Origin of the sequence: Streptococcus raffinosi (assembly GCF_030284685.1) — a bacterium.
In the GTDB taxonomy this organism is placed as follows: Bacteria; Bacillota; Bacilli; order Lactobacillales; family Streptococcaceae; genus Streptococcus; species Streptococcus raffinosi.
The window spans coordinates 75,224-102,131 of the sequence record NZ_JASUZV010000002.1 but is presented as its reverse complement, the minus strand read 5'-3'; the positions used below and the strand labels follow the sequence as shown (position 1 = coordinate 102,131).

Here is a 26,908-nt window from a genome sequence, read left to right as displayed (position 1 = left end):
CGAAACAACACAGCTCTAAAACATAGAACCGATAATTTGCGAAACACCGCTTGTTTTGGAACCATTCGAAACAACACAGCTCTAAAACCAAGGATATGGAGCTTATCAGCGTTAAGTTGTTTTGGAACCATTCGAAACAACACAGCTCTAAAACAAACTTCTATACCATTCTTCAAAACAACCAGTTTTGGAACCATTCGAAACAACACAGCTCTAAAACTATCCCTTTCGGTTGTTAATTTGTGCTTGAGTTTTGGAACCATTCGAAACAACACAGCTCTAAAACCTTTCAACCAAACGAATCGTATAAATCCTCGTTTTGGAACCATTCGAAACAACACAGCTCTAAAACTCCTGTAGGCTCGGTTGGCGTTCTCGATGAGTTTTGGAACCATTCGAAACAACACAGCTCTAAAACACTTCCTGATATAAAGTTCACAGACGCCAAGTTTTGGAACCATTCGAAACAACACAGCTCTAAAACATTCTTTAGCTTTGGTATCAACTGATTCAAGTTTTGGAACCATTCGAAACAACACAGCTCTAAAACCTGGATTAGGATCAGAAGCTAAAGATATTCGTTTTGGAACCATTCGAAACAACACAGCTCTAAAACAGATGATTGAGTCGCTAAAGCAGGCATATTGTTTTGGAACCATTCGAAACAACACAGCTCTAAAACACGCATTGACCAATATTGCTAAATTCTTCAGTTTTGGAACCATTCGAAACAACACAGCTCTAAAACCGCTCTGGATCATACAAGGCTACTTTCCCAGTTTTGGAACCATTCGAAACAACACAGCTCTAAAACGGTGGACTTAACAAGGGTGATTACTTCATCGTTTTGGAACCATTCGAAACAACACAGCTCTAAAACATACGGGAACTCAAACCCTATGGATATCAGGTTTTGGAACCATTCGAAACAACACAGCTCTAAAACGTCAGACCGTCCATTCCGTTACATCGGCTAGTTTTGGAACCATTCGAAACAACACAGCTCTAAAACTCCCACCACTTCTTAATTTTTTTAATTAACGTTTTGGAACCATTCGAAACAACACAGCTCTAAAACATTGTGTCCACAACTCCACTGATTGCGTTTGTTTTGGAACCATTCGAAACAACACAGCTCTAAAACGTTTGGTTATCATGTACAGTACCAACATTTGTTTTGGAACCATTCGAAACAACACAGCTCTAAAACCCAGCCAATGCAGTTGGATTAGCACCTGTAGGTTTTGGAACCATTCGAAACAACACAGCTCTAAAACCTCGTATATCGTTTTTCTCTACCAGATTTCGTAATCGCGCTATTCATCTCAGCATGACTTCAGCTTCAAAATGATTCCATTTTTATATTCATTATACCTTAAAAAGCCTTATATATCAATGTTTTAGACAATATGTGACTTTGATTATTTCTTAATAATCATATGTAAAGCAACTTAACTCCTCCTCTATCAAAACCTTATAATCTACTCTCTAACAAAATAATTATTCCATTCAACTTCATACAGAAACTACTAAATACTAAAAGATAGTCTTGAAATAACCCAAGACTATCTATACTTATTACCAAATTACTAGTTATTATAGGGCATCAAAATATAATCCTTGTCTAAAATAAATTGTTGAATCTCTTTAATCTGTTTAGGTTCCAAAAATAATACATTAGCTTGTAATAACTTTATATATTCCAAGATTTGATAAATTTCATCTTTAGAAAAATACGACAAGCTATTGACGAATACTAAAATTTTCTTTTTAACTAAATATTTGAAAATCTGTAAGATCTCAAATATTTTTTCAAAAACCGTACAAGACTTAGTTTCGATTCTGATACCTAATACTTTAACTAGTTCTAAAAGTGTAATCTCATCATACTCTATATCTAGTTCATTTTCTAAACACTCTGCCATTATAATATCAGTAATTAATGATACCAAAGAATCTATTTCTGATCTAACTTCAGGTTTATCATTCAACTGGTTTACAATATCTGTGTGAAGCAACTTTAATACCTGAGAAGTATTAATATCGTAACCTAAAATATCTGTTATTAAAAGTAATTCAGAGGACCTTATACTCCTTATTTTACTATCAAATATTGTTAAATTCGATTGTTCATCATACTGATAGAATTCCTTGACTAATTGAGCAAACACACTCACATCCTCAATTACGAGAACTGTCCCCTGGTTAACCTCCATAGGCTCATCCAAAAGCGAAAAATTAATCTTCATCACAATAATTTTCTCCTAAGAACACTAACCTTTCGTCTGAATTGGCAATACTAGTGTTTTTATCTCCGTACAAATAAATCATACGGGCAAATTGCTTTTCGGTAACTGTTAGTATTGTTATATTTCCTTTTTTAGGATTATTAGCTTTAAGTCGTCCAACCATTGCTGTATTGGCGGTATTATTTAATAAAAGTTTACTATATACCGAAAACTGGTGCATGATGAAACCTTCACTTAAAAGAAACTTTCTAAACTTACGATACGCTTTCCTATCTTCAGCAGTATCTGTTGGCATATCAAACATTAATATCATTCGCATATATCTATAACTCATATTCTAAATTCAGGAATTTCCTCATCTAACTGATTTAACGCTTTTATAACTTTTTTTGTATAATCACTAACAATATTTGATAAATACATCTCTTTTCCATTATAGGGATAGGTTTCTGAAAAAATCGAAAAGAGTTCTTTTTTGATTTTGACGAAATTATTATGACGATTTTGATAAACAATTCTATCTATAATTGGTCTAAATGGCTCCATAATATCACTAGCAAGGTTAAATTGATTAAACTGATTAGCATGCTTTAAACCAATTTGTGTCATACAACCACAGATGACAACCTCACGTGCAAACATACTCAATAATAAGGTATATCCATAATCCAATGCTGCATTGATATCGTTATCACTTTCCCTAGTAAAATCATTACCGAAAAGCGTATTAAAATAAATTCTGGCAGAATGACCCTCACGATTACTAGGATCAAACTGTTCTAATCCATGATATAACTCCATAATTGACTGAGATTTCTCAAAGAAGGAACATTCCCCCAAATAGTAGGACTGATTCAATATCTTTTGTGCAATAATAGCAGTCCATACTTCACATTTAATATCTTCTTTCCACGCAATTTGTCTAGCTATTTGTAGACTAGAATCATGACGTGCATAATACGACGTAAGGAAAGCAGTCGGTAATCGTTTATCATCACAGAAAATAACAAGAACATTTTCATCAACTAATCTCTTCACTAACATAGTAGTCAGTACAATGTCAGTAGTTTCTAATAAAAGTATATCAATCTCAGAAAGATGAATCATCTCAGTTTTATATGAGTTTCTAAAAATAAGGTGATTATTCTTATATGACAGTTTAGAATGTGTGTTTACGACTACTGTTCTCCAACCCGCCATTAATCCTCTCCTAGTTTGCCAAGATCTATTCGTGTTTCATAGAGGCCTGTAACAGATTGGTGAATAAGTGTGGCATTTAGAATCTCAGCGATAGATGAATATCGTCTTCTCTCAATACTACGTCCAAAGAATTTAAAAGTGGCTGGCGCTCCAATCGAAGTAAAAGTCAACAAATTGATAAAGGAAGTAACCAACTCATCAATTTCAGTATCCACATTTTTACGATAGATTTCTTTCATCTTTTCTAAATTTGCTTCTGCCAAAATATATTTTTCAGAAAAAACTGATACAGTATCAAGGATTTTTCCAAAATCTGTCCGATGAGTTTCTACATATTCTAGATGTTCTGGTTCTAGAGTATTATGGATATTTTTAGCATGATAAAGTAGTTTGACCAATTTGTCAGGCAGAATAAACTCATTTCCCTTTTGTAACTCTTTAGCACTTGCTAATAATCTACGTCTTCCATTCTCTAATTCAAATAGACTGAACTTAGGTAACTGTATGATGTTTTCAACTTGGATATTTCGGAGTCCTCTTCTTTCAAGAAAATCCACTGTGTTCTTTTCAAAAGACTCTTTTTCCATAATAGTTATACCAATTAACTCCTTAACTGGCTTTAATTTTTTAGACTTTCCTTTCTCTCTTTCGGCCATAACCAATACAGAATAAGCAACAACAGGACTATCAAATCCACCATATTTTTTTGTATCCCAAAGCATTTTCTTGGTCTTTCTAGGAATCAACTTGTCAGAATTACCATGCGGCTGTACCAACTCTTTAGAAAAACCTCCTGACTGTACTTCAACTTTTTTCACAACATTTACTTGCGGATAAGAAAGTACTCTCCTTACAGTCGCTAAATCAGATTCTTTATTCCAAACAGATTCACCTGTCTCCTCATTTACCTCAATAAGTGGTCTGTCAATAACTGTACCATCAGCTAAGGTAATAGATTTTTTAAAGGTATTCATGATATTTGAATAGAAATATACCTTTTCTGTAGCGGACTTTCTTTCTCTAAAACTATTGTATTTTGGGTAGTCACCGTACACAAATTCTGGCTCTAGTTTAGGGTATTTCTTCAGCAAGGCACTTGCCACAACAGCATTCAAGTAGGCATCATGAGCATGATGAAAATCATTTATTTCACGAACTTTATAAAGTTCAAAATCCTTACGAAATTGAGAAACCAAGCTAGATTTCAAGGTAATAATTTTTACTGTTCGTAACGTTTTATTATCTTCATCTTTTTTATTATTAAATCTCTCATCAAGTAAACGAGCTACATGTTTTGTTATTTGACGTGTTTCAACCAACTGGCGTTGAATAAAACCAGCTTTATCCTCAGGTGACAAACCTCCTCGTTCAGCTTTTGTCAAATTATCAAATTTTCGTTGAGAAATTAATTTGGATTTCAACAATTGGTGCCAAAATGTCTTTCTTTTTTTGACAACTTCTAAACTTGGAACATCATCTGATTTACCTCGATTACTAGCAGATGAAACAAGTACTTTATTGTCAATAGAATTATCTTTCAAAAAAGCCTGAGGAATAATATGATCAATATCATAATTACTTAATCTATCAATATCTAAATCATCTCCGGTATACATATCTTTTCCATTTTGAAGGTAATACAGATAGAGGCGTTCATTTTGAAGTGCGTTATTGTCTATTTTAAAAAGTTTTGCAGGAACATTTTCCTTAAGTATCTTACTACCTAACTCTTTGAGAGATTCTTCTAAACGTTTTAAGCGTTGTTGAGAATTAGATTTACCTTGGTTGGTATATTGGTTTTCACGAGCCATCTCAACAACAATTGACTCGGGATTTCTTCCCATAACTTTAACCAATTCATCTACAATTTTTATGCTTTGTAAAATACCTTTTTTAATCGCGGGACTTCCAGGCAAAGACTGAACGACCTGTTTAATATTATCTTGGTCACCAATAATTTGTGCTTTCTGTATCTTCTTTTTAAAAGAAAGAGTATCATCGTGAATAAGTTGCATGAAATTACGGTTAGAAATACCATCATCAATTAAGTAATCAAGAATAGTTTTACCAGATTTTTCATCTCGAATACCATTAATTAGTTTAGCAGATAACTTACCCCAGCCAGTATAATGTCTACGAGATAACTTTTTCAAAACGGATTTATCAAAAATATTATCAAATTTTGAAAGACGTTGTTTTATCATCTCTCTATCTTCAAAAATTGTCAAAGTATGGATAATTTCTTCGATAATCGCTTCGTTTGAACTATCATCCAAAAACTCTTTTTCATTAATAATATTTAAAAGATCATGATAAGTAGATAAACTAGAATTAAACTGTTTCTCTATGCCTTTTAATTCGATTCCATCATATCCATCAATTGCATGTAAATAATCAATAATATCCTTATCAGTAACTTTCCTTTTACCTTTAAAATAAAGTCGAACAATATCTTTCTTCTGCTTACTATCTAAAAATTGATAATCTCTCATACCTTCAGCGATAAATCTAACTTTTGTTAATTCATTATATACTGTAAAAGTTTCGTATAAGAGACTATGCTTTGGAAGTACCTTCTCTTCTGGCAAATACAAATCAAAACTAGTCATTCGATTAATAAAAGCCTCTGCCGAAGATTCTTTATCAATAACGTCCTCAAAATTCCAAGGTGTAATTTTTTCATGTCGCTTTCTTATTGACCAAGCGAAGTCACTATTCCCTCTCGCAAGTGGACCTACATAATAAGGAATTCGGAAAGTTAAAATCTTCTCGATTTTTTCTTTATTTTTAGCCAAGAAAGGATAAAATTTAGCTTGCTTATCAATAATAGCTCTCATTTCTTGAAGATGAATCTGATATGGTATCGAACCGTTATCAAATGTACGTTGCTTTCTTAAAAGGTCTTCTCGATTAATTTTTTCAAGAAAATAGTCCGCACCTTCAAGACCCGTCAATAGTTTTTTTTAGATAAACATAGAAATCTTCCTGATTTGTTTTTCCATCAATATAACCAGCATAACCATTCTTAGTGTCGTCTTTAAATACTTCGTTATAGGTTTCTAGCGAAATATTTCTTATATATGCCTTTAGTAAAGCCAAATCTTCTTCGTGTTCCTTATATCGCATTATCATGGCAGAAGAAAGAGGTGCTTCTATCTCGTTATCAGTTACAGTCAGAATACCTGATAAAAGAATTGCGTCATAAAGTTTTTTGGCTTTGAGAAAGACATCACTGTAATCATCTCCAATGTGACCTAACAACGTCTCTAAATCTTCGTCATAGCTTTCTTTAGAAAAATGTAAGGAAGTTTTTTCGTCTAAATTAAAATATTTCCTAAAGTCAGCTTGATTTCCTACAATCAACTTCAGAAACTCTGAAAAAATCCCTGAATTCTTTTCCCCAGGAAATAGTTTTAATAAACGATCTTTCTTAGCTGATTTGCTAATTTTATCTTTAACAATTTCCTCAAGCTGTTTACTATTCTCAAGTGATAAATCCGATTCAAAAATAGCATTATAACTGTCCAAAAAATCTTGAAAATTCTTCTTTATATCATTATTTCTAGAATTAAAATCTCCTTCAATTAAGAAGTGACCTCTATACTTAATCATATGAGCCAATGCAAGATAAACTAGACGTAAATCTGCTTTTTTAGAACTATCTGCTAAATATTTCCTTAAATGATAGATAGTTGGAAATTCATCATGATAGGTTTTTTCTTTTACTAGGTTTCCAAAAATCGGATACTTACTGTCACGCTTTTCATCAGGAACTAAAAATGAGTCATCCAGTCTTTGAAAGAAAGATTCATCTATCTTAGCCATCTCTCTGCTAAAAATTTCCTGCAAATAAAGGATACGATTACGACGTCTAGTATAACGTCTTCTTGCAGTACGCTTCAATCTTCTTCCTTCTGCTGTGATTCCGGATTCAAAGAGCAACGCACCCAACAGGTTCTTTTTAACATATTTTTTACTGGTATTTCCTAAAACTTTCACTTTTTTAGATGGAACCTTGTAATCATCAGTTATTACAGCCCATCCAACACTATTCGTTCCAATATCAAGTCCAATTGAGTATGGCTTAGTCATACATTTCTCCTTATTTGAAAAATCTAAATTTATAGAAAATATTATACACTTATTAAATAACATTTCAACATCTGATAGAATTACTGATTAAATAGTATGACGTTAAAATCTTGTAATCAAGAATAAAATATTTTATACTTTACCCTGTAGTAAATTGACATATTGGTTACAAAGCTATATAATAAGAGTGGTTTGAAACCATTCGAAACAATACAGCAAAGTTAAAATAAGGCTTAGTCCGTATTCAACTTGAAAAAGTGGCACCGATTCGGTGCTTTTTTTATGCACAAAGAGTCCCTTGAAATCATCCAAAGGACTCTTTTTATCTTTACTATTTTCCAACCTCATCCAAGATCTCAATGACCTTATACAAATCTGGTTCTGTGATTTGGTATGGAGCTTGTTTACGGACGATTGGTTTGGCACAAAAGGCGATACCGATGCCAGCTGTCTGAATCATCGGCAAATCATTGGCACCGTCACCCATAGCAATAGTTTGCGAGAGGTCGAGGCCATTTTCTGCTGCCCAATCCTTGAGTTTGGCAACCTTGACGTCTTTGGTGACGATTTCACCATAAACCTTACCCGTCAAAACACCATCTACCACCTCTAAGTGGTTAGCCATAACATAGTCAATACCTGCCTCCGAGGCTAGTCTGTCAACCGTCTCGTGGAAGCCTCCAGAAACCAATCCTACCTTGTAGCCACGTGCATGAAGTTCATCCACAAGTTCCTTAGCTCCCTTGTTGAAATGAATGCGAGCATAGACCTTGTCAAAGATACTTTCTGGTAATCCTTTTAGGGTTGCTACACGCTCATTGAGAGCCTGTCTAAAATCCAGTTCACCACGCATGGCACGCTCTGTGATTTCAGCGACTTGTTGGCCGACACCTGCCTCTTCTCCCAGTAAATCAATGACTTCTTCTTGGACGAGAGTTGAGTCTACGTCCATGACTAATAACCCTTTAACTTGTGACATAATTACCTCTTTTTTAATACCTATTTTATTTTTAACTAGGTTAGCACTTAACTGTAAAATAATAAATGCTTCTTACAAAAAATCCTGGACCAAGGTCCAGAATCTTTTACTTACATACGAATAAGTTCTCGTGTTTTCTCGTAAGATGAAACAAAACGCTCTGTTACACCAGGTTCTACTGTTTCCAAGGCGTAAGAAATTTCTTCTAAAGATGCATCATAATCGTGGTCAACTTCGAACAATTTTAGGGCGTGTTCAAAGCTACTTTGAACAGCAGGTTCGAAAGAACGGTAACGGTTTGAATACTGCAATAACTGTTCTGTCAAGGTTGCATTTTGAACAACCAAGTAAGCTGTCTCTTCCAAATGATCAATGGCATTTTTAGATGTCTCAGTCAAACGCATTACCGCATCAATATTAATACGTCCACGGCTAAGCTCATCCATGAGAGCCTCAATTTGAGCGCTTGTTGAGAAGAAAACACTCAAGAAGGACTGAGGAATTCCTGGAAGGTTACGTTTTTCCATGAAACGCTTGATAACATGCAATTTATTAACATACACATCAAGTGCTTCACGTGCCTTAGCTTCATTTTTCTCAATAGCCTGAAGGTTTCCAAAGACCTCTACCTGTCCATTTTCAACAGCAGACAGGGTGTTGAGACTCTTTTCAAATGTTTTCTCAAGCTCTGAGAAAGGTTTAACCTGAGTATCAAAATTTTCAAGAGTTGGAAGAACAGCTGTTTCCACACCTGAAATATCAGAAGCAAAGCTACGAACATCCGCAGCATAAGTTTCATCAAAAATGTAGGTTAACATGAGACGTTCAAGCTCTTCTTGAAGTTGCTTATTATTATTCTTAGCATGCTTGAGGTAGTCTGGCAAGACTTTCTTGTGACGCATAACAACTTTGTAAGACGCAATTTCACGTTCAAAAATGCTATACAAGTTGTTAATCTTATCTTGAATCTCAACATTTTCTTCTTCCGCACGATCCAAGTCAAGAGAAACCAACTCACTTGAATTTGAACGGATAGCTTCACGAATCTCTTGGAAACGACGTTCGATATTTTTTTCAGGGAAGTGATAATTTTGCTCGATTAGCTTACGATAGCCAGATTCCAAATCATCCAACTGATCTGGGAAGTCGTCTTCCAACTTAGCGACAATGGCTGGAATCTTCTCTGAAATTTGACCCAAAGCAATAGTGTGCTCTTCTGCACGATCCAAAATACTTGATGCTTCAACAGGGTCACCTGATGAGTTGAGAGTCACGAATTCTGAAAACTCAGCTTCAATATTTTTAAGCTGTTTATTGATTTCACTCATGGTAGAGCCAAAGTTATCAGAATTTTCTTCAATAGAGTTTTGCAACTCTTCATACAAGTCAAGAGCATGCTTCACACGAGCACTGTTCTTTTCTTCTTGTTCTTTCAAGGTTGAGAGAGCCTCACGGATAGACTTAATGTCTTCTTCCACAAGATCTAACTGACTCTCGATATTATTAATTTCACCACTAGCCTTGAAAAAATGGAAGGTATCGTTCATATTTTCAGCTTCGAAAATATGATTTTCAATATCTGCAAATGAATTTGTCGAGATATCTACCCATTTCTGATTCCATTCACGGAAGGTTGTCTGACTTTGCCCAATCAAGTGAAGCTTTTTGACTTCTTCAATTTCTTCATTTATCGGCAAGTCAAACAAGCCTTGCTTGCGTTCTTCAAGATTTGCAATCCGCGAATCATTTCGTTTTCTAATAAGAATACCGACTAAGTAAGCGACAATTACAAGTATAACTACCACTACAATCAGTAAAACAATTCCGCTAGACATAGTTTCTCCTTAATCGTCTATTATGTTCATAAATGTAGAATAACATTACGATTATATCATAGTTATCCTAGCATTGCACCCTTTTCTAAAAGAATATTAGATATCTAGAGTACTGTAAACGGCATTTTCTTCGATAAATTCGCGGCGAGGTTCAACCTTGTCCCCCATCAACATATCAAAAATCTTATCTGCTTCTGCAGCATCATCCACAGAAACTCGTGCCATCAAACGATTTGCAGGATCCATGGTTGTTTCCCAAAGTTGGTGATCATCCATTTCACCTAAACCTTTGTAACGTTGTACTGTAGGTTTTGAACGTCCCACACTGTAATTTTCAAGAGCAGCACGTAATTTTTCTTCCTGATTTACACCTGGTTGGATGTACTCTTTGATTTCAGAGCCAACCTTAACCCCATATATTGGAGGTTGAGCAATGTAAACATAACCCGCTTCTAAGATTGGACGCATAAAGCGATAAATCAAAGTCAAGAGCAAAGTACGAATGTGAGCTCCATCAACATCGGCATCGGTCATGATAACCAATTTGTGGTAACGAGCCTTGCTGACATCAAACTCTGCACCAAATCCAGTACCCATAGCTGTGAACAGGGAACGAATTTCTTCATTAGCCAGAATCTTATCCATGCTTGCCTTTTCAACATTCAAAATCTTACCACGAATAGGTAGGATGGCTTGGAATTCACGGTTACGACCTGACTTGGCAGAACCACCAGCTGAGTCTCCTTCGACAATGAAGAGCTCATTCATTTCGGCATTGTTTGACGAACAATCTGCCAACTTACCTGGAAGGTTAGAGATTTCAAGGCCTGACTTCTTACGGGTCACTTCACGCGCACGCTTGGCTGCAATACGAGCCTTAGAAGCCAAAATTCCTTTTTCAACAATCTTTTTAGCGATAGCTGGATTTTCCAAAAGGAAACGACTAAGGGCTTCGCTGAAAAGACGGTTAGTAATCTTAACCACTTCGGAGTTTCCTAGCTTGGTCTTGGTTTGACCTTCAAATTGCGGGTTGGGATGCTTAACAGAGATAATGGCTGTAAGACCTTCACGAACATCGTCCCCAGTCAAATTATCATCTTTATCCTTAAGAATCTTATTTTGACGTGCATAATCATTAATGACACGTGTTAAAGCCGTACGGAAACCTTGCTCGTGAGTACCACCTTCATGGGTGTGGATGTTGTTGGCAAAACTCATGACAGTTTCATGGTAGCCAGTCGTATACTGCATAGCAACTTCGACTGAAATACCATCCATTTCACCATCCGTGTAAATAGGCTCATCAAAGATAACATCCTTGTTTTCATTGATGTATTTGACATAAGAGGTGATACCACCCTCATAGTGATAATGTTTCTCTTGCTCAAGACCCTCACGTTTATCAGTGATCGAAATGCGTAGCCCCTTGTTCAAAAAGGCCAATTCTTGGATACGTTTGGCTAATTTTCCAAAGTCAAACTCCGTTGTTTCTTGGAAAATTTCTGGATCCGGAGTAAAGTGAACGGTTGTTCCGTGTTTCTCTGTATCACCAATAATCGCTAAATCGTCTACCACAACACCACGTTTATACTCTTGGTAGTGAATATGGCCATTTTTATAGACCTTAACATCCAGTTGGGTTGAGAGGGCATTGACGACCGAAGAACCAACTCCGTGCAAACCACCAGAGACCTTGTAGCCGCCACCGCCAAATTTACCACCAGCGTGAAGGACCGTAAAGACTGTTTCAACCGCTGGACGGCCTGTTTTCTCTTGGATGCCTACGGGGATACCACGACCGTCATCGACAACCGTAATGGAATTGTCAGGCTCAATAAAAACTTGAATATGAGTGGCAAAACCAGCCAGCGCCTCATCAATAGAGTTATCAACTATTTCCCATACCAAATGATGCAAGCCCTCTTTAGAGGTTGAGCCAATATACATCCCTGGGCGCATACGCACCGCTTCAAGTCCTTCTAGAACTTGAATCTGACTAGCATCATATTCTTGTGCTTTTTCTTCGAAATTTTTTAATTCATCAGTCATCTATGTCACTATCTCCAATAATGATTTATGGCCATCAACAAGTAAGGTGTCCATACCTGCCGCTTTTCCAGCCTCAATATCTATCTGGCGGTCACCAATGACCAAGCCGTGTTTAATATCGTATTTTTTTATTAAATAAAGGAAACTCTCAGGACTAGGCTTTCTCGCAAAACCATTTTCCGAAGTTACAATCTCTGTAAAGTAAGGAGTAATCTCTGCTTTATCCAGGATGTCTAGCACTAGATGGTTACGGTGGCTAACCAAAAAGTTACGCCCACCTTCAGTTACAATCTTCGCCAGAATCGCCTTAGCTCCTTCAAAAAGCACAGGTTCTTGCAAATGCTTAGCCTCTTCCTGCTTATATAGGGTGCGGAAATCAGCTATATCAGGTGCAAACATTCCAATAGCAGTACTGGTTGACACCTTAAGAGCATCATAGACTGCTTGAAATTCCGCCGTACGGTTAAATTGTTTCAAAGTTGCTTGAAAGGCTTGGGTTGACACCTGATAATTATCTAGTAAGGTACCACCCAAATCCCAGATATAATCTCCATAATTCATAACCTTAATTATAACATAAAAGGTCAGATTTTGCTTGTTTTTCACAGCTAAAAAGGCTTGGAAAACCAGTCCAAACCTTAATTTTTTAGCTTAAAATCAAACTAGCCACAATAGGGCTGATAAAGACGTATAAAATCCCTGTCACAGCTATAGATAATCCACCCATGGCACCTGCTACTTGTCCATATCTAAAGGCAGCTCCAGTACCTACGGCATGTCCAGTTCCTCCGAGAGCAAGCCCAATAGCTACCGGGTCCTTGATTCCCATTATTTTTAGAAAAACAGGACCTAGGACAGAGGTTAGAATCCCCGTAATGACAACGACTACTAGGGTAACGGTCGTAATCCCTTGCATTTTCTCAGAGATTCCCACAGCCATGGCCGTTGTTACAGACTTCGGAAAGAGGGAAATCGCTAGGAAATAATCCATCCCAAAAAGCTTAGCAATCAAGGCCGTGTAACTTGTATTGAGAACACAGGCCAAAGTCGAACCAATCAAGATACTCTTATAATGGTGACGCATGAGGTGGAGATTCTTATAAAAAGGAACAGCTAGGGCAACCGTTGACGGAATAATCAAGCTATTAAGATATGAACCGCCTACATAGTAATCCTTATATGAAATTCCTGTATAGTGCAAAATCAAGATAATCAAGGCAGTAGATACAAGAAGAGGTGTTGTCAATGGATTAGGAAAACGACGGTAAATCAAAAGCCCGATTGTATAGGCCAACACAGAAAGGGTTAAGCCAAACAAGGGTGTGTTATAAAAATTAGCCACGTTTAACCTCCTTGTAGTCACCTTCGAAGTGTTTCTTGATAAAACCAACAACTACTGCAATCACTATAATATTAAGAACCAAGGCACCCATAATAATCAAAATAATAGGGACAATGTTATCAGAAATAGCATCCCATCGTTCCATAATACCGACACCTGCTGGCAAAAATAGAATGGTCATATTGGCTATTAAAAATTCTGCGACTGCATGAATATGACGCAAACGAATCCACTTGAGCTGCAGAGCAATCAAAAGCAAGAATAGACCAATAATACTTCCAGGTATGGGTAGTTTAAAAAAAGTTGAAATGGCTTCACCAATAACGGCAAATAAGCAAATCAACATGAATTGAACGTAGTATTTCACGAGTTGCCTCCTAGGTTTAATCACCTAATAGTCTACTCCTTTTTTCTTGGATTTCAAGAGTTTTCAGTAAATTCTTTTGAAAAATCCCTACCGTCCACGGACTCCCTTTGAACAAAAAAAAACTCCAGCTCTAAGCTGGAGTAAATCACAGATGCCACCACCGAGAATTGAACTCGGAACGGAGCATTACCATTGCTCTATTATACCATTTAACTATAGCGGCAACTGTTTCTATCTTACCATATCACTGTTTACCGTGGCAAGACATTTTGCTTATTTTTTATAAATTTAAGTCTTGGTAAGGCGTACGGTAGCCAATTTGTAATACCTTACCATCCTTAAGCAAGATAGGACGTTTAATCAGCATACCATCTGAAGCTAAGAGATTTACGGCTTCATCTACCGATAAGGTTGGAAGTTTGTCCTTCAATCCTAAAGAACGGTAGGATTGTCCACTCGTATTAAAGAATTTCTTGAGCTCTAAATCTGACCCCTCTAGAAGCTCTTTTAAAAATTGAGCTGAAGGTGGATTTTCCTTAATGTTGATGGACTCAACCTCAATACCTAATTGATTGAGTTCAGCTTTAGCCTTACGACAAGTGCTGCATTTTGGATATTCATAAAAAGTATACATGTTTTTCTCCTTTTCTATAGCATAAGCATGTTTCTACATCTTGTCAAACCTAAGCCCTTCCAAATGGAGTAAGAAACGCTTGGCAGCCTCTCCAGCAGCATAATTTCCTATATGACCGGTGTTAGGTAGGACACGGTGACAAGGAATAAGTATCAACCAAGGATTCTTACCAATAGCGGTTCCAACAGCCTGAGCTGAGTGACAAGAAAGCTGCTTGCCAATCTGACCATATGATCTGCTTTGTCCATACGGAATCGCTCTTAAAGCCGACCAAACTTTTTGTTGGAAGTCTGTTCCTCGTTCAGCTAATGGAAGGATATTTGGGCTTGGATTTTCACCTTCAAAATAGGCCTGCAACCACTTCTTTGTCACTTCTAAAATAGGATTTGAGGTGTCTACTAACTTTTCTTCCTCAAGACCTGCTTGAAAATGATTTTGTCCTTCTAACCATATACCATAGAGGGCTTCCTCACTAGCCACCAAGGACAGGCGACCAAGGGGAGATACATAATACTGACGATAAAACATAGGTTCATTATAACAAAAAGACAGGAAACACATGTCCCTGTCAGCTTATTTTTGAATTATTTACCTTTAATCAAACGTACTCGTACGATATTGTCACTAGCTTCAAACTTAGCGACCAATTCATCAATCTTAGACTTGTCTGTTTCATCAAGGTCAAGAAGGGTATAAGCATACTCTCCCTTTGAACGGTTGATGATATTATCAATATTGATATTAAAATCAGAGACCGCTGTTGAGATACGAGCCACAATGTTAGGCACGTTTTTATTAATCAAGGTGATACGATATGGAGCGCTCAAAGCTTGTTGTACACGTGGGAAGTTAACAGAATTGACAATTTCACCTGTTTCCATGAAGCGACGGATGGTTTGACCAGCCATAATCGCACAGTTGAGTTCTGCTTCACCTGTTGAACCACCGACATGCGGGAAGACTGTCACATTAGGCTTGTTAAGCAGTTCTTCTGTCCCAAAATCCGTGATATAACGTTTTACGACACCTGTTTCCAAAGCATCAAAGAGCGCATCATTCTCTACCAATTCTGCACGGGCAAAGTTGATGATTGTTGTTCCTTTTTGCATGAGGTTAAAGGCATCTGCATTGAAAGTACCTTTCGTATCAGGTGTTAATGGAACGTGAACAGTGATATAGTCACAGTTTTCAAAGATTTGTTTTAAATCAGAGACACGTCTAACATGGTGAGAAATATTCCAAGCTGCTTCAATAGAAACATATGGGTCGTAGCCATAGACCTTCATTCCCAAACGGTAAGCATCATTGGCAATACGGGCACCAATGGCACCAAGTCCGATAACACCAAGTGTTTTACCAGCAATCTCACTACCTGCAAACTGTTTCTTACCTGCTTCGATTTGTTTAGGCACATCGTCACCACTAAGCGTATTAACCCAAGCATTGGCCGCAATATAGTCACGTGCTGAGAGCAAGATAGAAGCCAAAACAGCTTCTTTAACTGCATTAGCATTAGCTCCTGGAGTATTGAAGACAACAATTCCTTTTTGAGTGGCTTCAGCAACTGGGATATTGTTAGTACCGGCACCGGCACGAGCAATGGCTTTCAAATTTTCAGGGAAAACTGTATCATGGAGATTTTGACTACGAATGATGTAAGCATCCGGATTTTTCGCTAAATCACCATCGATTTGAAAATGATTTCCAAGTTCCTTCAAACCAATCTGGTTAATATTGTTATACGTTTTTACACTAAATACCATAATTTTATTCCTCTTAAATCAATGTATACCATGATGGGTTGCCTCATCAACTTCTTGATAGAAGGCCTTTTCCCTCTTGGTTTTGATTTTCTGATAGGCAAATCGTTCCCCGTCAATAGGAACCTTGCCACAATAGACATAACCTAGTTTCTCCAAAATATGCTGCATGACAAGGTTCTTTTCATGCGTGTCGCAACGAAAATCATGAGCGTCAGTTCCCTCGATAAGACCTTGAATAAAGGTTTGAGCGACCCTTTGACCTGTAACCTCAGTCAAAACGGCAATCCTATGAAAAGTAATGTATCGCTTATTGTGATGCTTCCAATCACCGTCATAGATTTTGTCGTAAGCAGGGTCTCCATCAGTAACCACCGCAGCATAAGAAACAATTTGACCGTCAATGATACCGACATAGGCTTGTCCTTTGAGGACATCATCAAAGATGGTTTCTTCAGTAGGGTAACCATCAGCCCCTTGCCATTGGGAACTGCCAGCTTCTGCTAGAGCAGCTCTGGCACTCTCAATAACCGTCATGATGGGCTTAATTTCATTTGGAAAGGCTTGTCTAATTTCCATCTCTTTACCTAATTACTTATTTTCAGCTTCAAATTTCTTCATAAAGTCGATCAAATCAAGGACACCTTGGCGTGGAAAGGCGTTATAAACACTGGCACGCATACCACCAACTGAACGGTGACCCTTGATATTCTTGAAGCCAAGAGCATCTGCTTCTGCTACAAATTTAGCATCCAAGTCTTTACTTGGCGTGACAAATGGAATGTTGCAGACAGAACGATCCTTGGCATCTTTAACAGGATTGGTGTAAAAATCAGATGACTCGATATAATCATAAAGAAGACCTGATTTTTCACGTTGAATTTCCGCCATCTTATCTACGCCACCAATTTCATTTTTAACCCAGTCAAAGACGAGTTTTGAAATATAAATACTGAAACATGGTGGTGTATTGTAAAGTGATCCTGCTTCAGCTTGAATACGGTAGTCCAACATAGCAGACAATTGTGGTTGGTCGTTAAGGAAGTCTTCACGGACGATAACCACTGTCACACCAGCAGGTCCAATATTTTTCTGAGCACCAGCATAGATAAGGGCAAAATCTTCAACGTTATAGCGAGCAGCCAAAATATTTGAAGACATATCAGCTACAATTGGCACACCATTGGTATCAGGCAAATCATAGATAGCTGTTCCTTCAATGGTATTGTTAGTAGTCAAGTGAACATAGGCAGCTTCTGGATCAATCGTTGAAGGATCAAAACTTGGAATATGATCGTAAACAGTATCCTCAGATGACGCCAAAAGAATTGGTTCAAAAGGAATGGTTTTTGAAAGTTTAACAGCTTCTGTATAAGCTTTTTTACCCCATGAACCACCTACAAGGTAGTAAGCTTTCTTACCTTGAGCGAGGTTCAGTGGTAACATTGAGAATTGTGTAGAGCCACCACCTTGCAAGAAAATAACCTTATAGTTATCAGGAATAGCCATTAACTCACGAAGTGTCGCTTCCGCATCTTTAACGATTTTGTCAAATTCTGGAGAACGGTGGGACATTTCTAGCACGGACATACCGGAATCTTGGTAGTTAAGCAATTCAGCTTGTGCCTTTTCAAGCACTGGTTTTGGTAATGTAGCAGGTCCTGCTGAGAAATTATAAATTGTCATAAAGACACCTCCAAAATTTTAATGGTCCCATTATAGCGAATTTTCTGAATATTGTAAAGTCCTAAGAGCAAAAAACGAACGGAATTGCCCGCTCGTCACAAAAAAGTTAGGTATTTTATGTATATTTTTGGCGCCATTTGATTTTAGTATCCGTTATCTCTGTTTAAGGAAATAAGCCGCACCAATCAAATTAGCACCATTATGGTGATGGCAGGCGACAATTTTAGGTCGTTTAATAATTTTTCCGATAAAGTCTATCTCATGGCGAACCTTATCAAACTGGCGGTTGACCTCCTCAATCAGAACCGGCTGAGCTGAAATACCACCTCCAAGAACAAAGATTTCCATATCAAAGATGGATTGAAGATTTAGAATAGTAATAGCTAAGCTTCGACAATAGGCCTCAAAAATTGGATAAACAGCTTCATTTCTAGCATTGATTGCCTTAAAAGCTTCACGACCATCTTTTAAATCAGCATTACCCAGCACTTCATTAACCCTAGTAATGAAACCAACAGCTGAAAGAGTTGTTCCTCGCATTTGTGAAGGATTAACTTTTTCCATTTGAACTGGAAGAAGAAATGTTAACTCAGCCGCTTGAAAGTGACTTCCTTGAAAAAGTTTACCATTAATAATAAGACCACCACCTAGACCTGAACCCAAAACAAGGGCTGCACCGTTGGTCACTCCCTGTAAATGCCCCATCGCCAGCTCGCCTAAAGCTGCTGCTTTCCCATCATTAAGAGCCGTGACTGGTAAATGATACTTGGCTTCAAGGATGTCTTTGATACGAAAACCGTGGAAGAATCGCAACAAGCCTCCGTGATAAATAACACCCTCATCAGTATCTACTGTCCCAGGAACACTGATAGCAATGCCCGTTAAGGCTACTTTAACCGACGTTACCAAATAGTCAATCACATCAAGGGTTTGATTCAAGGTTTGTGGAGATGATTGCGTTGGTAGACTCTTTTCAAGGGCAAACTCCTCCGAAACAAGGGCAGACTTGACCTGAGTTCCGCCAAAATCAATCGCTAAAATCGTCATAGATACCTCCTCAGATTCTTTTTCGCCATTATATCACATGTAGCTAAGACTAGAAAAGATGGTCCCAAAATGCTATTATGAGAATACAAAATTAGATAAAAGGAGTCTCTCACATGACTAAATTCCTACACACTTGTGTTCGTGTTAAGGACCTAGAAGCTTCACTAAACTTTTACCAAGACGCTCTTGGTTTCAAAGAAGTCCGTCGTAATGATTTTCCAGAATATAAATTCACGCTTGTCTACATGCAACTCGAAGACGATCCTGATTACGAGTTGGAATTAACATACAATTACGATCATGAAGCTTACGACCTTGGAAATGGCTATGGACACATCGCTGTTGGTGTTGATGACCTAGAAGCTACACACCAAGCCCACAAAGAAGCTGGCTACACTGTCACTGATCTCTCAGGTCTTCCTGGTAAACCAAAAATGTACTACTTTATCACTGATCCAGATGGCTATAAGATTGAAGTTATCCGCTTGGCTCAGTTCTTAGAAAAATAAACAAAAAAAAGTCAGATTATCTCAAATCTGGCTTCTTTGTTTGCTTACTATTTATCTGTCTTCAAGGCTGACAGAATTTGGGTACGAATATCATCTACTCCATTTGGATTATTCGGTAAGAATAAGGTTTGATTACCTTTAACAGCAAAGGTATTAAGGGTATCTAAATATTGGTTGGTCAAGAGAATAGACATAATCTGCTCTTCAGACATACCCACATTAGCTTCTTTCAATTCAGCAATAGATTCAGCCAAACCATCAACGATGGCCTTACGTTGCTGGGCAATACCTACCCCGTGAAGACGGTCTTTTTCAGCTTCAGCTTCGGCTGCTGTGACAATCTTGATTTTGTCCGCTTCTGCCAATTCTTGGGCTGCTACGCGTTTACGTTGAGCAGCATTGATTTCGTTCATAGATTGTTTAACTTCAGCATCTGGCTCAACCTTAGTAATCAATGTTTTCACAATAATATAACCGTAGGTTGTCATTTCTTCTGCCACTTGGTGTTGAACTTCAAGGGCAATTTCATCTTTCTTCTCAAAAAGCTCATCAAGCGTCAATTTAGGAACTGATGAACGAAGGGCATCCTCAATATATGACTTAATTTGAGCCTCTGGACGCATGAGTTTATAATATGCATCGGTCACATTTTGCTCATTAACACGATACTGCGTAGCGACATTCATCATGACAAAAACATTGTCCTTTGTCTTGGTTTCCACTACAATCTCGCTTTGAAGCAAGCGTAATTGAATACGTGCCGCAATTTTATCGATACCAAATGGTAAACGTATATGGATACCACTCGTTGCAATTTTTTGATAGCGTCCAAATCGTTCAACAATAGCCACTGACTGCTGACGAACGACATAAAGCATACTGATAAGAATTCCCATGATAATTAGGAAGGAAATCAGTAAAAAGAGAAGTGCTGCTTGCATGTTAAGTCCTCCAAAATAAACATTATAAATTCCTTTGTTTTATTATAGCACAGTAATACAATTATTCAAGAAAAAACAAATCTTCTTTTTGCTCCTTCCATAGAAATCAGCTAAAGGCACTATGACTCTTATAAGGGTAAGGATTAATAAGCAAGATTTGTCAGCATTAGTAAAGAGACTGAAACTATGACGTTTCAGTCTCTCATTTTTGAAAATAAAAATATTTGAAGAATTGTTTTACTTTGAATCTAGCACTTAAACTTAGAAGGCTTATTTACGATACATCTTAACTTGAAGGTAAATATCGTTATAGATGCCTAACCATTTTTGGCCTAGATTATCATAGACTTCTAGGTTTTTGATCGTTGATTCTGATGGATAGAAGGCTTTATCATCAGTAATCCGCTTTGGAAGCAAGGCTTTGGCTGCATCGTTAGGTGTTGCATAACCGATGTATTCGGCATTTTGAGCTGCATTTTCCGGCTTAAGCATGAAATTGATAAAGGCATAAGCCTCTTTTTTGTGCTTAACTGTCTTCGGGATAACCAGATTATCAAACCAAAGATTTGAACCCTCAGAAGGAACAACATAGCGAAGATCCTTGTTTTTATCAAGCATCTCACTAGCTTCCCCTGAGAAGGTTACTCCAATAGCAGCATCACCTTGAATCATGTATCCCTTCATTTCATCGCCTACAATAGCTTTGATATTAGGAGTTAAACTATTGAGCTTGGTCTCCGCCAAACGCAATTCCGTCATGTTCTTGGTGTTCAGACTGTATCCCAAGCTATTAAGTGAAAAGCCAATGACTTCACGTGCCCCATCAACTAGCATAATTTGGTCTTTGTAATCAGGCGACCAGAGATCATTCCAATGCTGAGGAGCTTTTTTTACCAATTTTGTATTATAGACAATGCCGACAGTCCCCCAGAAATAAGGAATGGAATAATCATTGCGAGGGTCGAAACTAAGTCCCTTGAAGCTTGAGCCAATTTGATCAAAGCCATGGATTTTAGATTTATCCAATTTCACCAACAGGTTTTCCTTAACCATTTTATCAATGGTATAGTCTGACGGTACAGCAATGTCGTAGGTAGTCCCCCCCTGCTTAATCTTGGTATACATGGCCTCATTGGAATCAAAAGTTTCATACTGAACCTTGATGCCTGTTTCCTTGGTGAACTTGGTCAAGAGATCAGGATCAATATAGTCCCCCCAGTTATAAATCACTAATTTATCAGAGGCACTTCCTGTGTGACTTTGCATATAGGCAGAAATTCCCCAAAGGACAAGTATAATGGCTACAATCCCTAGTAAAAATTCATAGAGTCTACGCATCTTGCTCCTCCTTTTTCTCCTTGGTAATCAAGTAATAGCCAATAACCAAAAGGATAGAGAATAGGAAAACAACGGTTGAGAGGGCATTGATTTCCAAAGAAATTCCCTTACGAGCACGTGAGTAAATCTCCACAGCAAGTGTTGAAAAACCATTACCTGTAACGAAGAAGGTCACGGCAAAGTCATCCAAAGAATAAGTAAAGGCCATAAAATAACCAGCGATAATTCCAGGTGTCAAGTATGGTAGCATTACCTCTCGCAACATCTGCCACTGGGTCGCACCCAAGTCATAGGCCGCATTTACCATATCACGATTCATTTCCTTGAGACGTGGTAAAACCATGAGAACCACAATTGGAATTGAAAAGGCGATGTGGCTTAGCAAAACAGAGACGAAACCAAGCTGAAAGCCAATTAAGGTAAATAGAATTAAGAAACTGGCACCAATCATAACGTCAGGTGCAACCATGAGCACGTTATTTAGAGATAAAATCCCCGTTTGCTGCCTCTGTTTGCTCTCATAGATAAAGATAGACCCGAAGGTACCAATGAGTGTCGCCAAGAGAGCACTAAGAAAGGCTAAGAAGAAGGTTTGAGCCAAAATCAACATGAGTCGACTATCTGAAAACATGCTCTGATAATTATCCAGCGTAAAGCCTTTGAAATGATTCATATCGCCACCACTATTGAAAGAATAGGCGATTAAATAAAAGATAGGCAAATAGAGGATAACAAAGACAAAAACGAGATAGAGATTTGCAAATTTTTTCATTGACGTCTCTCCTTCGTTAACCACATAGTCGCAATCATAGCAGCAATGAGAACAACCCCAATGGTTGCCCCCATCCCCCAATTTTGCGTTGTGAGGAAGTGCTGTTCAATAGCCGTTCCTAGGGTAATCACTCGGTTACCACCAATCAAGCGTGTCAACATAAAGAGACTGAGACTAGGGATGAAGACTGATTGCACACCTGAACGAACCCCGTTAAGCGACAAAGGAAAGATAACCTTAGTAAAGGTCTGCCAATCATTAGCACCCAAATCCTTGCTCGCATTAACGATATTTTCATCCAAATCATCTAGGGCATTATAAATCGGCAGAATCATAAACGGTATTTCGATGTAGCTGGCTACAAAAATAAAGGAGAAATCCGTAAAAAGGATTTGCATAGGTGCAATACCAAAGAAACCAAGAAAGGCGTTAATCCCACCTTGTTGACCAAAAATCCCCATAAAGGCATAAGCTTTAAGAAGGAGATTGACCCAGGTTGGCAAAATGACAAGCATTAACCAAAGCTGTTTATGCTTGAGTCTCGTCAAAAGATAAGCCGTAGGATAGGAAATGAGGAGAGTGACTATAGTAATAATAGCCGCATAAAGAACCGAGTTGAAGCTCATCCTCAAGTAGGTCCAACTGGAAAAGAAGGTCCCGTAATTATCTAAAGTAAAGTTGCCACTGATATCAAAGAAAGACTGATACAAGAGCATGAGCACTGGAGCAACCACAAAAAGCAGAAGCCAAAGCAGGTAGGGTACCGAAAAGAGGCTAGCTGTTTTCTTCATGGCGTTCCTCCTCAATGGCATTAATCAAGCCATCTTCATGCTCTTCCATTTCCACATATTCTTCAATACGGGCATCAAATTCTTCTTCTGTCTCATTGAGACGCATGATGTGAATATCTTCAGGCGTAAAATCAAGACCGATAATCTCACCCTCAATAGCCTTACGGGTCGAGTGGATCATCCATTCATTGCCAAGATTATCATGAGCAATAATTTCATAGTGAACCCCACGGAAGAGTTGCGTTTCCACTCGAACTTGTAGCTTTCCTTCTTCAGGAAGCGTAATTTGTAAATCTTCAGGACGGATAACCACTTCAACAGGTTCGTTAGGACGCATTCCTCCATCAACAGATTCGAAGCGTTTTCCATTGAACTCAACCAGATAATCCTCAATCATCACGCCAGGAAGAATGTTGGATTCTCCAATAAAGGTAGCTACAAAGTGGTTGATAGGCTCATCATAGATATCAACAGGGGTTCCTGACTGAACAATTTCCCCATCATTCATAACAAAAATCCAATCCGACATAGCCAGGGCTTCTTCTTGGTCGTGGGTAACAAAGACAAAGGTAATCCCAAGTCGCTGCTGCAATTCACGCAACTCGTATTGCATTTCAGTACGTAGCTTCAAATCCAGTGCTGACAGAGGCTCATCTAAAAGGACCACTCGTGGTTGGTTGATAATCGCACGGGCAATGGCCACCCGTTGACGTTGTCCACCAGATAATTTTTGAATTGAGCGCTTTTGATAACCATCTAGTTGAACCATTTTCAAGGCTTCTTCTACACGCTCTTCAATCTCCTTTTTAGGGACCTTTTTTAACTTAAGCGCAAAGGCCACATTGTCAAAGACATTCATATGTGGGAAGAGGGCATAAGATTGGAAAACGGTGTGGACATCCCTTTTATTGATAGGAATATCATTGATACGTTTTCCATCTAAAAGGACGTCACCACTGGTCGCATCCAAGAGACCGGCAATGATATTCAAAATGGTCGATTTCCCAGAACCAGAAGCTCCAAGCAGAGTATAGAATTTTCCTTCTTCTAGTTCAAAGTTGATGTCTTTTAAAACTTGTGTGCCACTGTCTTCAAACACTTTTGAGACGTTTTGAAAGGCAATAATCGGATTAGTCAATTGTCATAAGTCCTCCATAAAAATTAAATATAAGATAGGGGTTGATTTAGTTAAGCTTATCACCAATGATACGAACTTCAGGTTCTAAGGTAACTCCAGAATTTTTCCTAACCTTGGCAATGACATCGGCGATAAGATCCTCATAATCTTTAGCTGTTCCTTGATCCACATTGACCATGAAACCAGCATGCTTGGTTGAAACCTCAACACCACCGATACGATGGCCTTTAAGATTAGCTTCCGTAATAAGCTGACCAGCAAAGTGGCCTGGTGGGCGTTTAAAAACAGAACCACATGAAGGGTATTCGAGAGGTTGCTTAAGTTCACGTAAGTGATTGAGGCGATTCATTTCATTCTTAATTTGATGATAGTCACCTGGATGGAGATTAAACTTAGCTGAAATAACAACTTCACCAGTCTCCTGAAGAACCGAGCGACGGTAACCAAAACGCATGTCACGTGCCGCAATGGTACGAATATCACCGTCTTTTGTCAAAACCTGAGCAGAAACCAAGATATGAGCAATCTCTCCGCCATAGGCCCCAGCATTCATGAATACAGCACCACCAACACTACCTGGGATGCCTGCTGCAAATTCAAAACCAGTCAAGCTTTGGAAACGAGCCACCTTTGTTGTCGCAATCAAATTAGCACCCGCTTCTGCTTCAATTTGATAACCGTTAACTGCAATACCGTTAAGCTTGTCAAACATAATCACAAAACCTCGGATACCGCCATCACGGACAATCAAATTACTAGCATTTCCAAGAACCATCCAGGGAATCCCTTGCTTATTAGCAAATTTGACAATACGAGAAAGCTCATAACGATTACGTGGAAAGGCCAAATAATCTGCTGGTCCACCAACCTTGGTATAGGTGTAACGTTTTAAGGGTTCATTGAAACGAATATCAATTCCCACTAAATCTTTTTTTAATTCATCAATCATATTTTTTCCATACTTTTCTATTCTTTTTATTTCTTCGTAGGCATTGTGATAGGCTTCCCTATCATTAAAGGCAGAACCTACAAATGTGTTACTATTTTCCCCTCGAACATCGAGGAAAAATACAGCAAAAGCCAAGATTAATTATAGCAAAAAATCCCCATCTTGACGACAAGGAATTTTAGTAAAAACTAGTCCGAAGTCACGAATTTGTGAACATCATTAGTGTCTAATTGACTCAAATAATTTTCGTAGGTTTGACCAGTTTGAGGCTCAACTAAGTCCTTTGCAATTTCTAGCAGAGGAACCAAAACAAAGGCTCTCTGAGTCATGAAAGGATGTGGTACTATCAGATGCTCAGTCTCCCAAATTTCCTGTCCATAGAGAAGAATATCAATATCCACGGTCCGGGGTCCCCAATGCTCATGGCGAACGCGATCCAAGTCCTTCTCAATGGCCTGACAAGCACTGAGTAGGCTTTCAGCTGGCAACTGCGTTTCTAATGCCAAGGTGAGGTTTAAAAAATCAGCCTGATCTGTTAGCCCCCAAGCGGCTGTCTCGTAATAAGAGGACACGGCTTCAACCTCAGTATCAGTCAACTGCTTCAAGGCTTCCACAGCTCTTTGGAGATAGCCTTGGCGGTCACCCATGTTAGACCCCAAACTCAAATAAACTTTTGTCATCGGCTACGCTCCAACTCAATTCCCACACTCTTGTAATGTCCGTTAATAGGTGGATTCTCCTTAGAAATACGAATCTTAATGGCTTGGATAGGGTCAAATTGAGCAAATAAATCTTCGCAAATAGCACCAGCTAAACGCTCAATTAAGCTATACTTTACTTCTTCCACCTGTCTCTTCATAGCCTCAAAAACCAAGCCATAATGAACCGTATCTGCTAGTTCATCACTTCGTGAGGCCTTGACCAAATCAACTGCCAATTCCAAATCCACCACAAAAATCTGTCCTAGGGTTTGTTCTTCAGCAAAAGCACCATGATAGCCATAGAAACGGCAACCATTCAAAACTATTTTATCCATTTACTCTCCTTTAGACGACTAAACTTACCCTTATTCTAGCATAAAACAGCTAAAAAGTTACGCTCTAATTCGTATGATTTTTTAGACAAAACAGAGACTTTTGTCACTTTATTTAATGCAAACGCTTGCACAATTATTCTTATTTGGTACAATAAAGGGGCAGAGGTTGAAAAACTTCCTGCTATAACATATAG

The 26,908-nt window shown here is 38.1% G+C and carries 24 protein-coding genes, 1 tRNA gene, 1 pseudogene and 1 CRISPR repeat array (1 of these 27 only partly in view); of the genes and pseudogenes, 1 reads left to right on the top strand and 25 read right to left on the bottom strand.

Annotated features, from left to right (window positions below):
• Positions 1 to 1,277: a CRISPR direct-repeat array (repeat unit 36 nt; unit sequence GTTTTGGAACCATTCGAAACAACACAGCTCTAAAAC) (it extends 806 nt beyond the left edge of the window).
• A gap of 312 nt (positions 1,278 to 1,589) precedes the next feature.
• From csn2 to QRD39_RS01865, 17 genes and pseudogenes are all read right to left on the bottom strand, one after another.
• Positions 1,590 to 2,249, bottom strand: a complete 660-nt coding sequence (gene csn2 / locus QRD39_RS01945; RefSeq protein ID WP_285955556.1) for a type II-A CRISPR-associated protein Csn2 — start codon at positions 2,247 to 2,249, stop codon at positions 1,590 to 1,592.
• Positions 2,239 to 2,583, bottom strand: coding sequence for a CRISPR-associated endonuclease Cas2 (cas2, locus tag QRD39_RS01940; protein WP_285955468.1), 345 nt, complete (start codon positions 2,581 to 2,583; stop codon positions 2,239 to 2,241). The genes csn2 and cas2 overlap by 11 nt, the downstream gene beginning before the upstream one ends.
• Positions 2,580 to 3,449 (bottom strand): type II CRISPR-associated endonuclease Cas1, encoded by an 870-nt coding sequence (gene cas1 / locus QRD39_RS01935; protein WP_285955467.1) that lies wholly within the window; start codon positions 3,447 to 3,449, stop codon positions 2,580 to 2,582. Before cas1 ends, cas2 begins: the two co-directional genes overlap by 4 nt.
• Positions 3,449 to 7,541: pseudogene (cas9, locus tag QRD39_RS01930) on the bottom strand (type II CRISPR RNA-guided endonuclease Cas9). Before cas9 ends, cas1 begins: the two are co-directional and overlap by 1 nt.
• 331 nt (positions 7,542 to 7,872) lie before the next feature.
• Entirely contained in the window at positions 7,873 to 8,520 is a 648-nt protein-coding gene (gene serB, locus QRD39_RS01925; protein ID WP_285955466.1) for a phosphoserine phosphatase SerB, read from the bottom strand.
• Between the two features lie 110 nt (positions 8,521 to 8,630).
• Entirely contained in the window at positions 8,631 to 10,355 is a 1,725-nt protein-coding gene (ezrA, locus tag QRD39_RS01920) for a septation ring formation regulator EzrA (protein ID WP_143567706.1), read from the bottom strand.
• A 96-nt stretch (positions 10,356 to 10,451) separates the two neighbouring features.
• The gene (gyrB, locus tag QRD39_RS01915; protein ID WP_285955465.1) at positions 10,452 to 12,404 is read right to left on the bottom strand and encodes a DNA topoisomerase (ATP-hydrolyzing) subunit B; all 1,953 of its coding nucleotides are present in this window, start codon (positions 12,402 to 12,404) and stop codon (positions 10,452 to 10,454) included.
• A complete protein-coding gene (locus tag QRD39_RS01910; protein WP_285955464.1) occupies positions 12,405 to 12,965 on the bottom strand; it encodes an HAD-IA family hydrolase in 561 nt (186 codons plus the stop codon). It abuts the gene before it with no gap.
• 85 nt (positions 12,966 to 13,050) lie between these two features.
• Positions 13,051 to 13,746 (bottom strand): LrgB family protein, encoded by a 696-nt coding sequence (locus tag QRD39_RS01905; RefSeq protein ID WP_021146273.1) that lies wholly within the window; start codon positions 13,744 to 13,746, stop codon positions 13,051 to 13,053.
• Positions 13,739 to 14,113, bottom strand: coding sequence for a CidA/LrgA family protein (locus tag QRD39_RS01900; RefSeq protein WP_285955463.1), 375 nt, complete (start codon positions 14,111 to 14,113; stop codon positions 13,739 to 13,741). Before QRD39_RS01900 ends, QRD39_RS01905 begins: the two co-directional genes overlap by 8 nt.
• A gap of 152 nt (positions 14,114 to 14,265) precedes the next feature.
• Positions 14,266 to 14,336, bottom strand: a tRNA-Thr gene (locus tag QRD39_RS01895).
• 57 nt (positions 14,337 to 14,393) lie between these two features.
• Positions 14,394 to 14,747 (bottom strand): arsenate reductase family protein, encoded by a 354-nt coding sequence (locus tag QRD39_RS01890; protein WP_285955462.1) that lies wholly within the window; start codon positions 14,745 to 14,747, stop codon positions 14,394 to 14,396.
• Between the two features lie 33 nt (positions 14,748 to 14,780).
• Positions 14,781 to 15,275 carry a methylated-DNA--[protein]-cysteine S-methyltransferase gene (locus QRD39_RS01885; RefSeq protein ID WP_285955461.1) on the bottom strand — a complete coding sequence of 165 codons (495 nt, stop codon included), beginning with the start codon at positions 15,273 to 15,275 and terminating at the stop codon, positions 14,781 to 14,783.
• Between the two features lie 56 nt (positions 15,276 to 15,331).
• Positions 15,332 to 16,510 (bottom strand): 3-phosphoglycerate dehydrogenase family protein, encoded by a 1,179-nt coding sequence (locus tag QRD39_RS01880; protein ID WP_002887785.1) that lies wholly within the window; start codon positions 16,508 to 16,510, stop codon positions 15,332 to 15,334.
• A gap of 18 nt (positions 16,511 to 16,528) precedes the next feature.
• Complete coding sequence (locus QRD39_RS01875; RefSeq protein ID WP_008535244.1) at positions 16,529 to 17,086, bottom strand: GNAT family acetyltransferase; 558 nt, start codon at positions 17,084 to 17,086, stop codon at positions 16,529 to 16,531.
• A gap of 12 nt (positions 17,087 to 17,098) precedes the next feature.
• A complete protein-coding gene (serC, locus tag QRD39_RS01870; RefSeq protein ID WP_002887682.1) occupies positions 17,099 to 18,193 on the bottom strand; it encodes a 3-phosphoserine/phosphohydroxythreonine transaminase in 1,095 nt (364 codons plus the stop codon).
• Positions 18,194 to 18,346: 153 nt separating this feature from the next.
• Positions 18,347 to 19,240 carry an ROK family protein gene (locus QRD39_RS01865; protein WP_021146278.1) on the bottom strand — a complete coding sequence of 298 codons (894 nt, stop codon included), beginning with the start codon at positions 19,238 to 19,240 and terminating at the stop codon, positions 18,347 to 18,349.
• Positions 19,241 to 19,353: 113 nt separating this feature from the next.
• Between QRD39_RS01865 and gloA the strand changes: the two genes are divergently transcribed.
• Complete coding sequence (gene gloA, locus QRD39_RS01860; RefSeq protein WP_008535248.1) at positions 19,354 to 19,749, top strand: lactoylglutathione lyase; 396 nt, start codon at positions 19,354 to 19,356, stop codon at positions 19,747 to 19,749.
• 47 nt (positions 19,750 to 19,796) lie between these two features.
• On the opposite strand, the gene QRD39_RS01855 is transcribed toward gloA, so the two are convergent.
• The 8 genes from QRD39_RS01855 to folB all read right to left on the bottom strand — a co-directional run bounded on the left by QRD39_RS01855 (position 19,797) and on the right by folB (position 26,714).
• Positions 19,797 to 20,690 (bottom strand): SPFH domain-containing protein, encoded by an 894-nt coding sequence (locus QRD39_RS01855; RefSeq protein ID WP_285955460.1) that lies wholly within the window; start codon positions 20,688 to 20,690, stop codon positions 19,797 to 19,799.
• Positions 20,691 to 20,960: 270 nt separating this feature from the next.
• Positions 20,961 to 22,028 (bottom strand): ABC transporter substrate-binding protein, encoded by a 1,068-nt coding sequence (locus QRD39_RS01850; protein ID WP_285955459.1) that lies wholly within the window; start codon positions 22,026 to 22,028, stop codon positions 20,961 to 20,963.
• The gene (locus tag QRD39_RS01845) at positions 22,021 to 22,800 is read right to left on the bottom strand and encodes an ABC transporter permease (protein WP_143567715.1); all 780 of its coding nucleotides are present in this window, start codon (positions 22,798 to 22,800) and stop codon (positions 22,021 to 22,023) included. Before QRD39_RS01845 ends, QRD39_RS01850 begins: the two co-directional genes overlap by 8 nt.
• The gene (locus QRD39_RS01840; RefSeq protein WP_021146283.1) at positions 22,797 to 23,591 is read right to left on the bottom strand and encodes an ABC transporter permease; all 795 of its coding nucleotides are present in this window, start codon (positions 23,589 to 23,591) and stop codon (positions 22,797 to 22,799) included. The genes QRD39_RS01845 and QRD39_RS01840 overlap by 4 nt, the downstream gene beginning before the upstream one ends.
• On the bottom strand, positions 23,575 to 24,729 hold the full coding sequence (locus QRD39_RS01835; protein ID WP_002887695.1) for an ABC transporter ATP-binding protein: 1,155 nt from the start codon (positions 24,727 to 24,729) through the stop codon (positions 23,575 to 23,577). Before QRD39_RS01835 ends, QRD39_RS01840 begins: the two co-directional genes overlap by 17 nt.
• 46 nt (positions 24,730 to 24,775) lie before the next feature.
• Positions 24,776 to 25,678, bottom strand: a complete 903-nt coding sequence (murB, locus tag QRD39_RS01830) for a UDP-N-acetylmuramate dehydrogenase (RefSeq protein ID WP_285955458.1) — start codon at positions 25,676 to 25,678, stop codon at positions 24,776 to 24,778.
• Between the two features lie 188 nt (positions 25,679 to 25,866).
• Positions 25,867 to 26,358, bottom strand: a complete 492-nt coding sequence (gene folK, locus QRD39_RS01825) for a 2-amino-4-hydroxy-6-hydroxymethyldihydropteridine diphosphokinase (protein WP_285955457.1) — start codon at positions 26,356 to 26,358, stop codon at positions 25,867 to 25,869.
• Entirely contained in the window at positions 26,355 to 26,714 is a 360-nt protein-coding gene (gene folB, locus QRD39_RS01820) for a dihydroneopterin aldolase (RefSeq protein WP_285955456.1), read from the bottom strand. Before folB ends, folK begins: the two co-directional genes overlap by 4 nt.
• Positions 26,715 to 26,908 lie beyond the last annotated feature (194 nt).

Coding starts and splice junctions, on each gene's coding strand:
- QRD39_RS01885 (WP_285955461.1), bottom strand. CDS start 15,275: ATGTTTTATCGTCAGTATTATGTATCTCCCCTTGGTCGCCTGTCCTTG.
- QRD39_RS01855 (WP_285955460.1), bottom strand. CDS start 20,690: ATGCAAGCAGCACTTCTCTTTTTACTGATTTCCTTCCTAATTATCATG.
- QRD39_RS01880 (WP_002887785.1), bottom strand. CDS start 16,510: ATGGTATTTAGTGTAAAAACGTATAACAATATTAACCAGATTGGTTTG.
- QRD39_RS01850 (WP_285955459.1), bottom strand. CDS start 22,028: ATGCGTAGACTCTATGAATTTTTACTAGGGATTGTAGCCATTATACTT.
- serB (WP_285955466.1), bottom strand. CDS start 8,520: ATGTCACAAGTTAAAGGGTTATTAGTCATGGACGTAGACTCAACTCTC.
- gyrB (WP_285955465.1), bottom strand. CDS start 12,404: ATGACTGATGAATTAAAAAATTTCGAAGAAAAAGCACAAGAATATGAT.
- folK (WP_285955457.1), bottom strand. CDS start 26,358: ATGACAAAAGTTTATTTGAGTTTGGGGTCTAACATGGGTGACCGCCAA.
- QRD39_RS01865 (WP_021146278.1), bottom strand. CDS start 19,240: ATGACGATTTTAGCGATTGATTTTGGCGGAACTCAGGTCAAGTCTGCC.
- gloA (WP_008535248.1), top strand. CDS start 19,354: ATGACTAAATTCCTACACACTTGTGTTCGTGTTAAGGACCTAGAAGCT.
- serC (WP_002887682.1), bottom strand. CDS start 18,193: ATGACAATTTATAATTTCTCAGCAGGACCTGCTACATTACCAAAACCA.
- ezrA (WP_143567706.1), bottom strand. CDS start 10,355: ATGTCTAGCGGAATTGTTTTACTGATTGTAGTGGTAGTTATACTTGTA.
- csn2 (WP_285955556.1), bottom strand. CDS start 2,249: ATGAAGATTAATTTTTCGCTTTTGGATGAGCCTATGGAGGTTAACCAG.
- folB (WP_285955456.1), bottom strand. CDS start 26,714: ATGGATAAAATAGTTTTGAATGGTTGCCGTTTCTATGGCTATCATGGT.
- QRD39_RS01875 (WP_008535244.1), bottom strand. CDS start 17,086: ATGGAAATTAGACAAGCCTTTCCAAATGAAATTAAGCCCATCATGACG.
- QRD39_RS01845 (WP_143567715.1), bottom strand. CDS start 22,800: ATGAAAAAATTTGCAAATCTCTATCTCGTTTTTGTCTTTGTTATCCTC.
- QRD39_RS01840 (WP_021146283.1), bottom strand. CDS start 23,591: ATGAAGAAAACAGCTAGCCTCTTTTCGGTACCCTACCTGCTTTGGCTT.
- cas1 (WP_285955467.1), bottom strand. CDS start 3,449: ATGGCGGGTTGGAGAACAGTAGTCGTAAACACACATTCTAAACTGTCA.
- cas2 (WP_285955468.1), bottom strand. CDS start 2,583: ATGAGTTATAGATATATGCGAATGATATTAATGTTTGATATGCCAACA.
- QRD39_RS01890 (WP_285955462.1), bottom strand. CDS start 14,747: ATGTATACTTTTTATGAATATCCAAAATGCAGCACTTGTCGTAAGGCT.
- QRD39_RS01910 (WP_285955464.1), bottom strand. CDS start 12,965: ATGAATTATGGAGATTATATCTGGGATTTGGGTGGTACCTTACTAGAT.
- murB (WP_285955458.1), bottom strand. CDS start 25,678: ATGATTGATGAATTAAAAAAAGATTTAGTGGGAATTGATATTCGTTTC.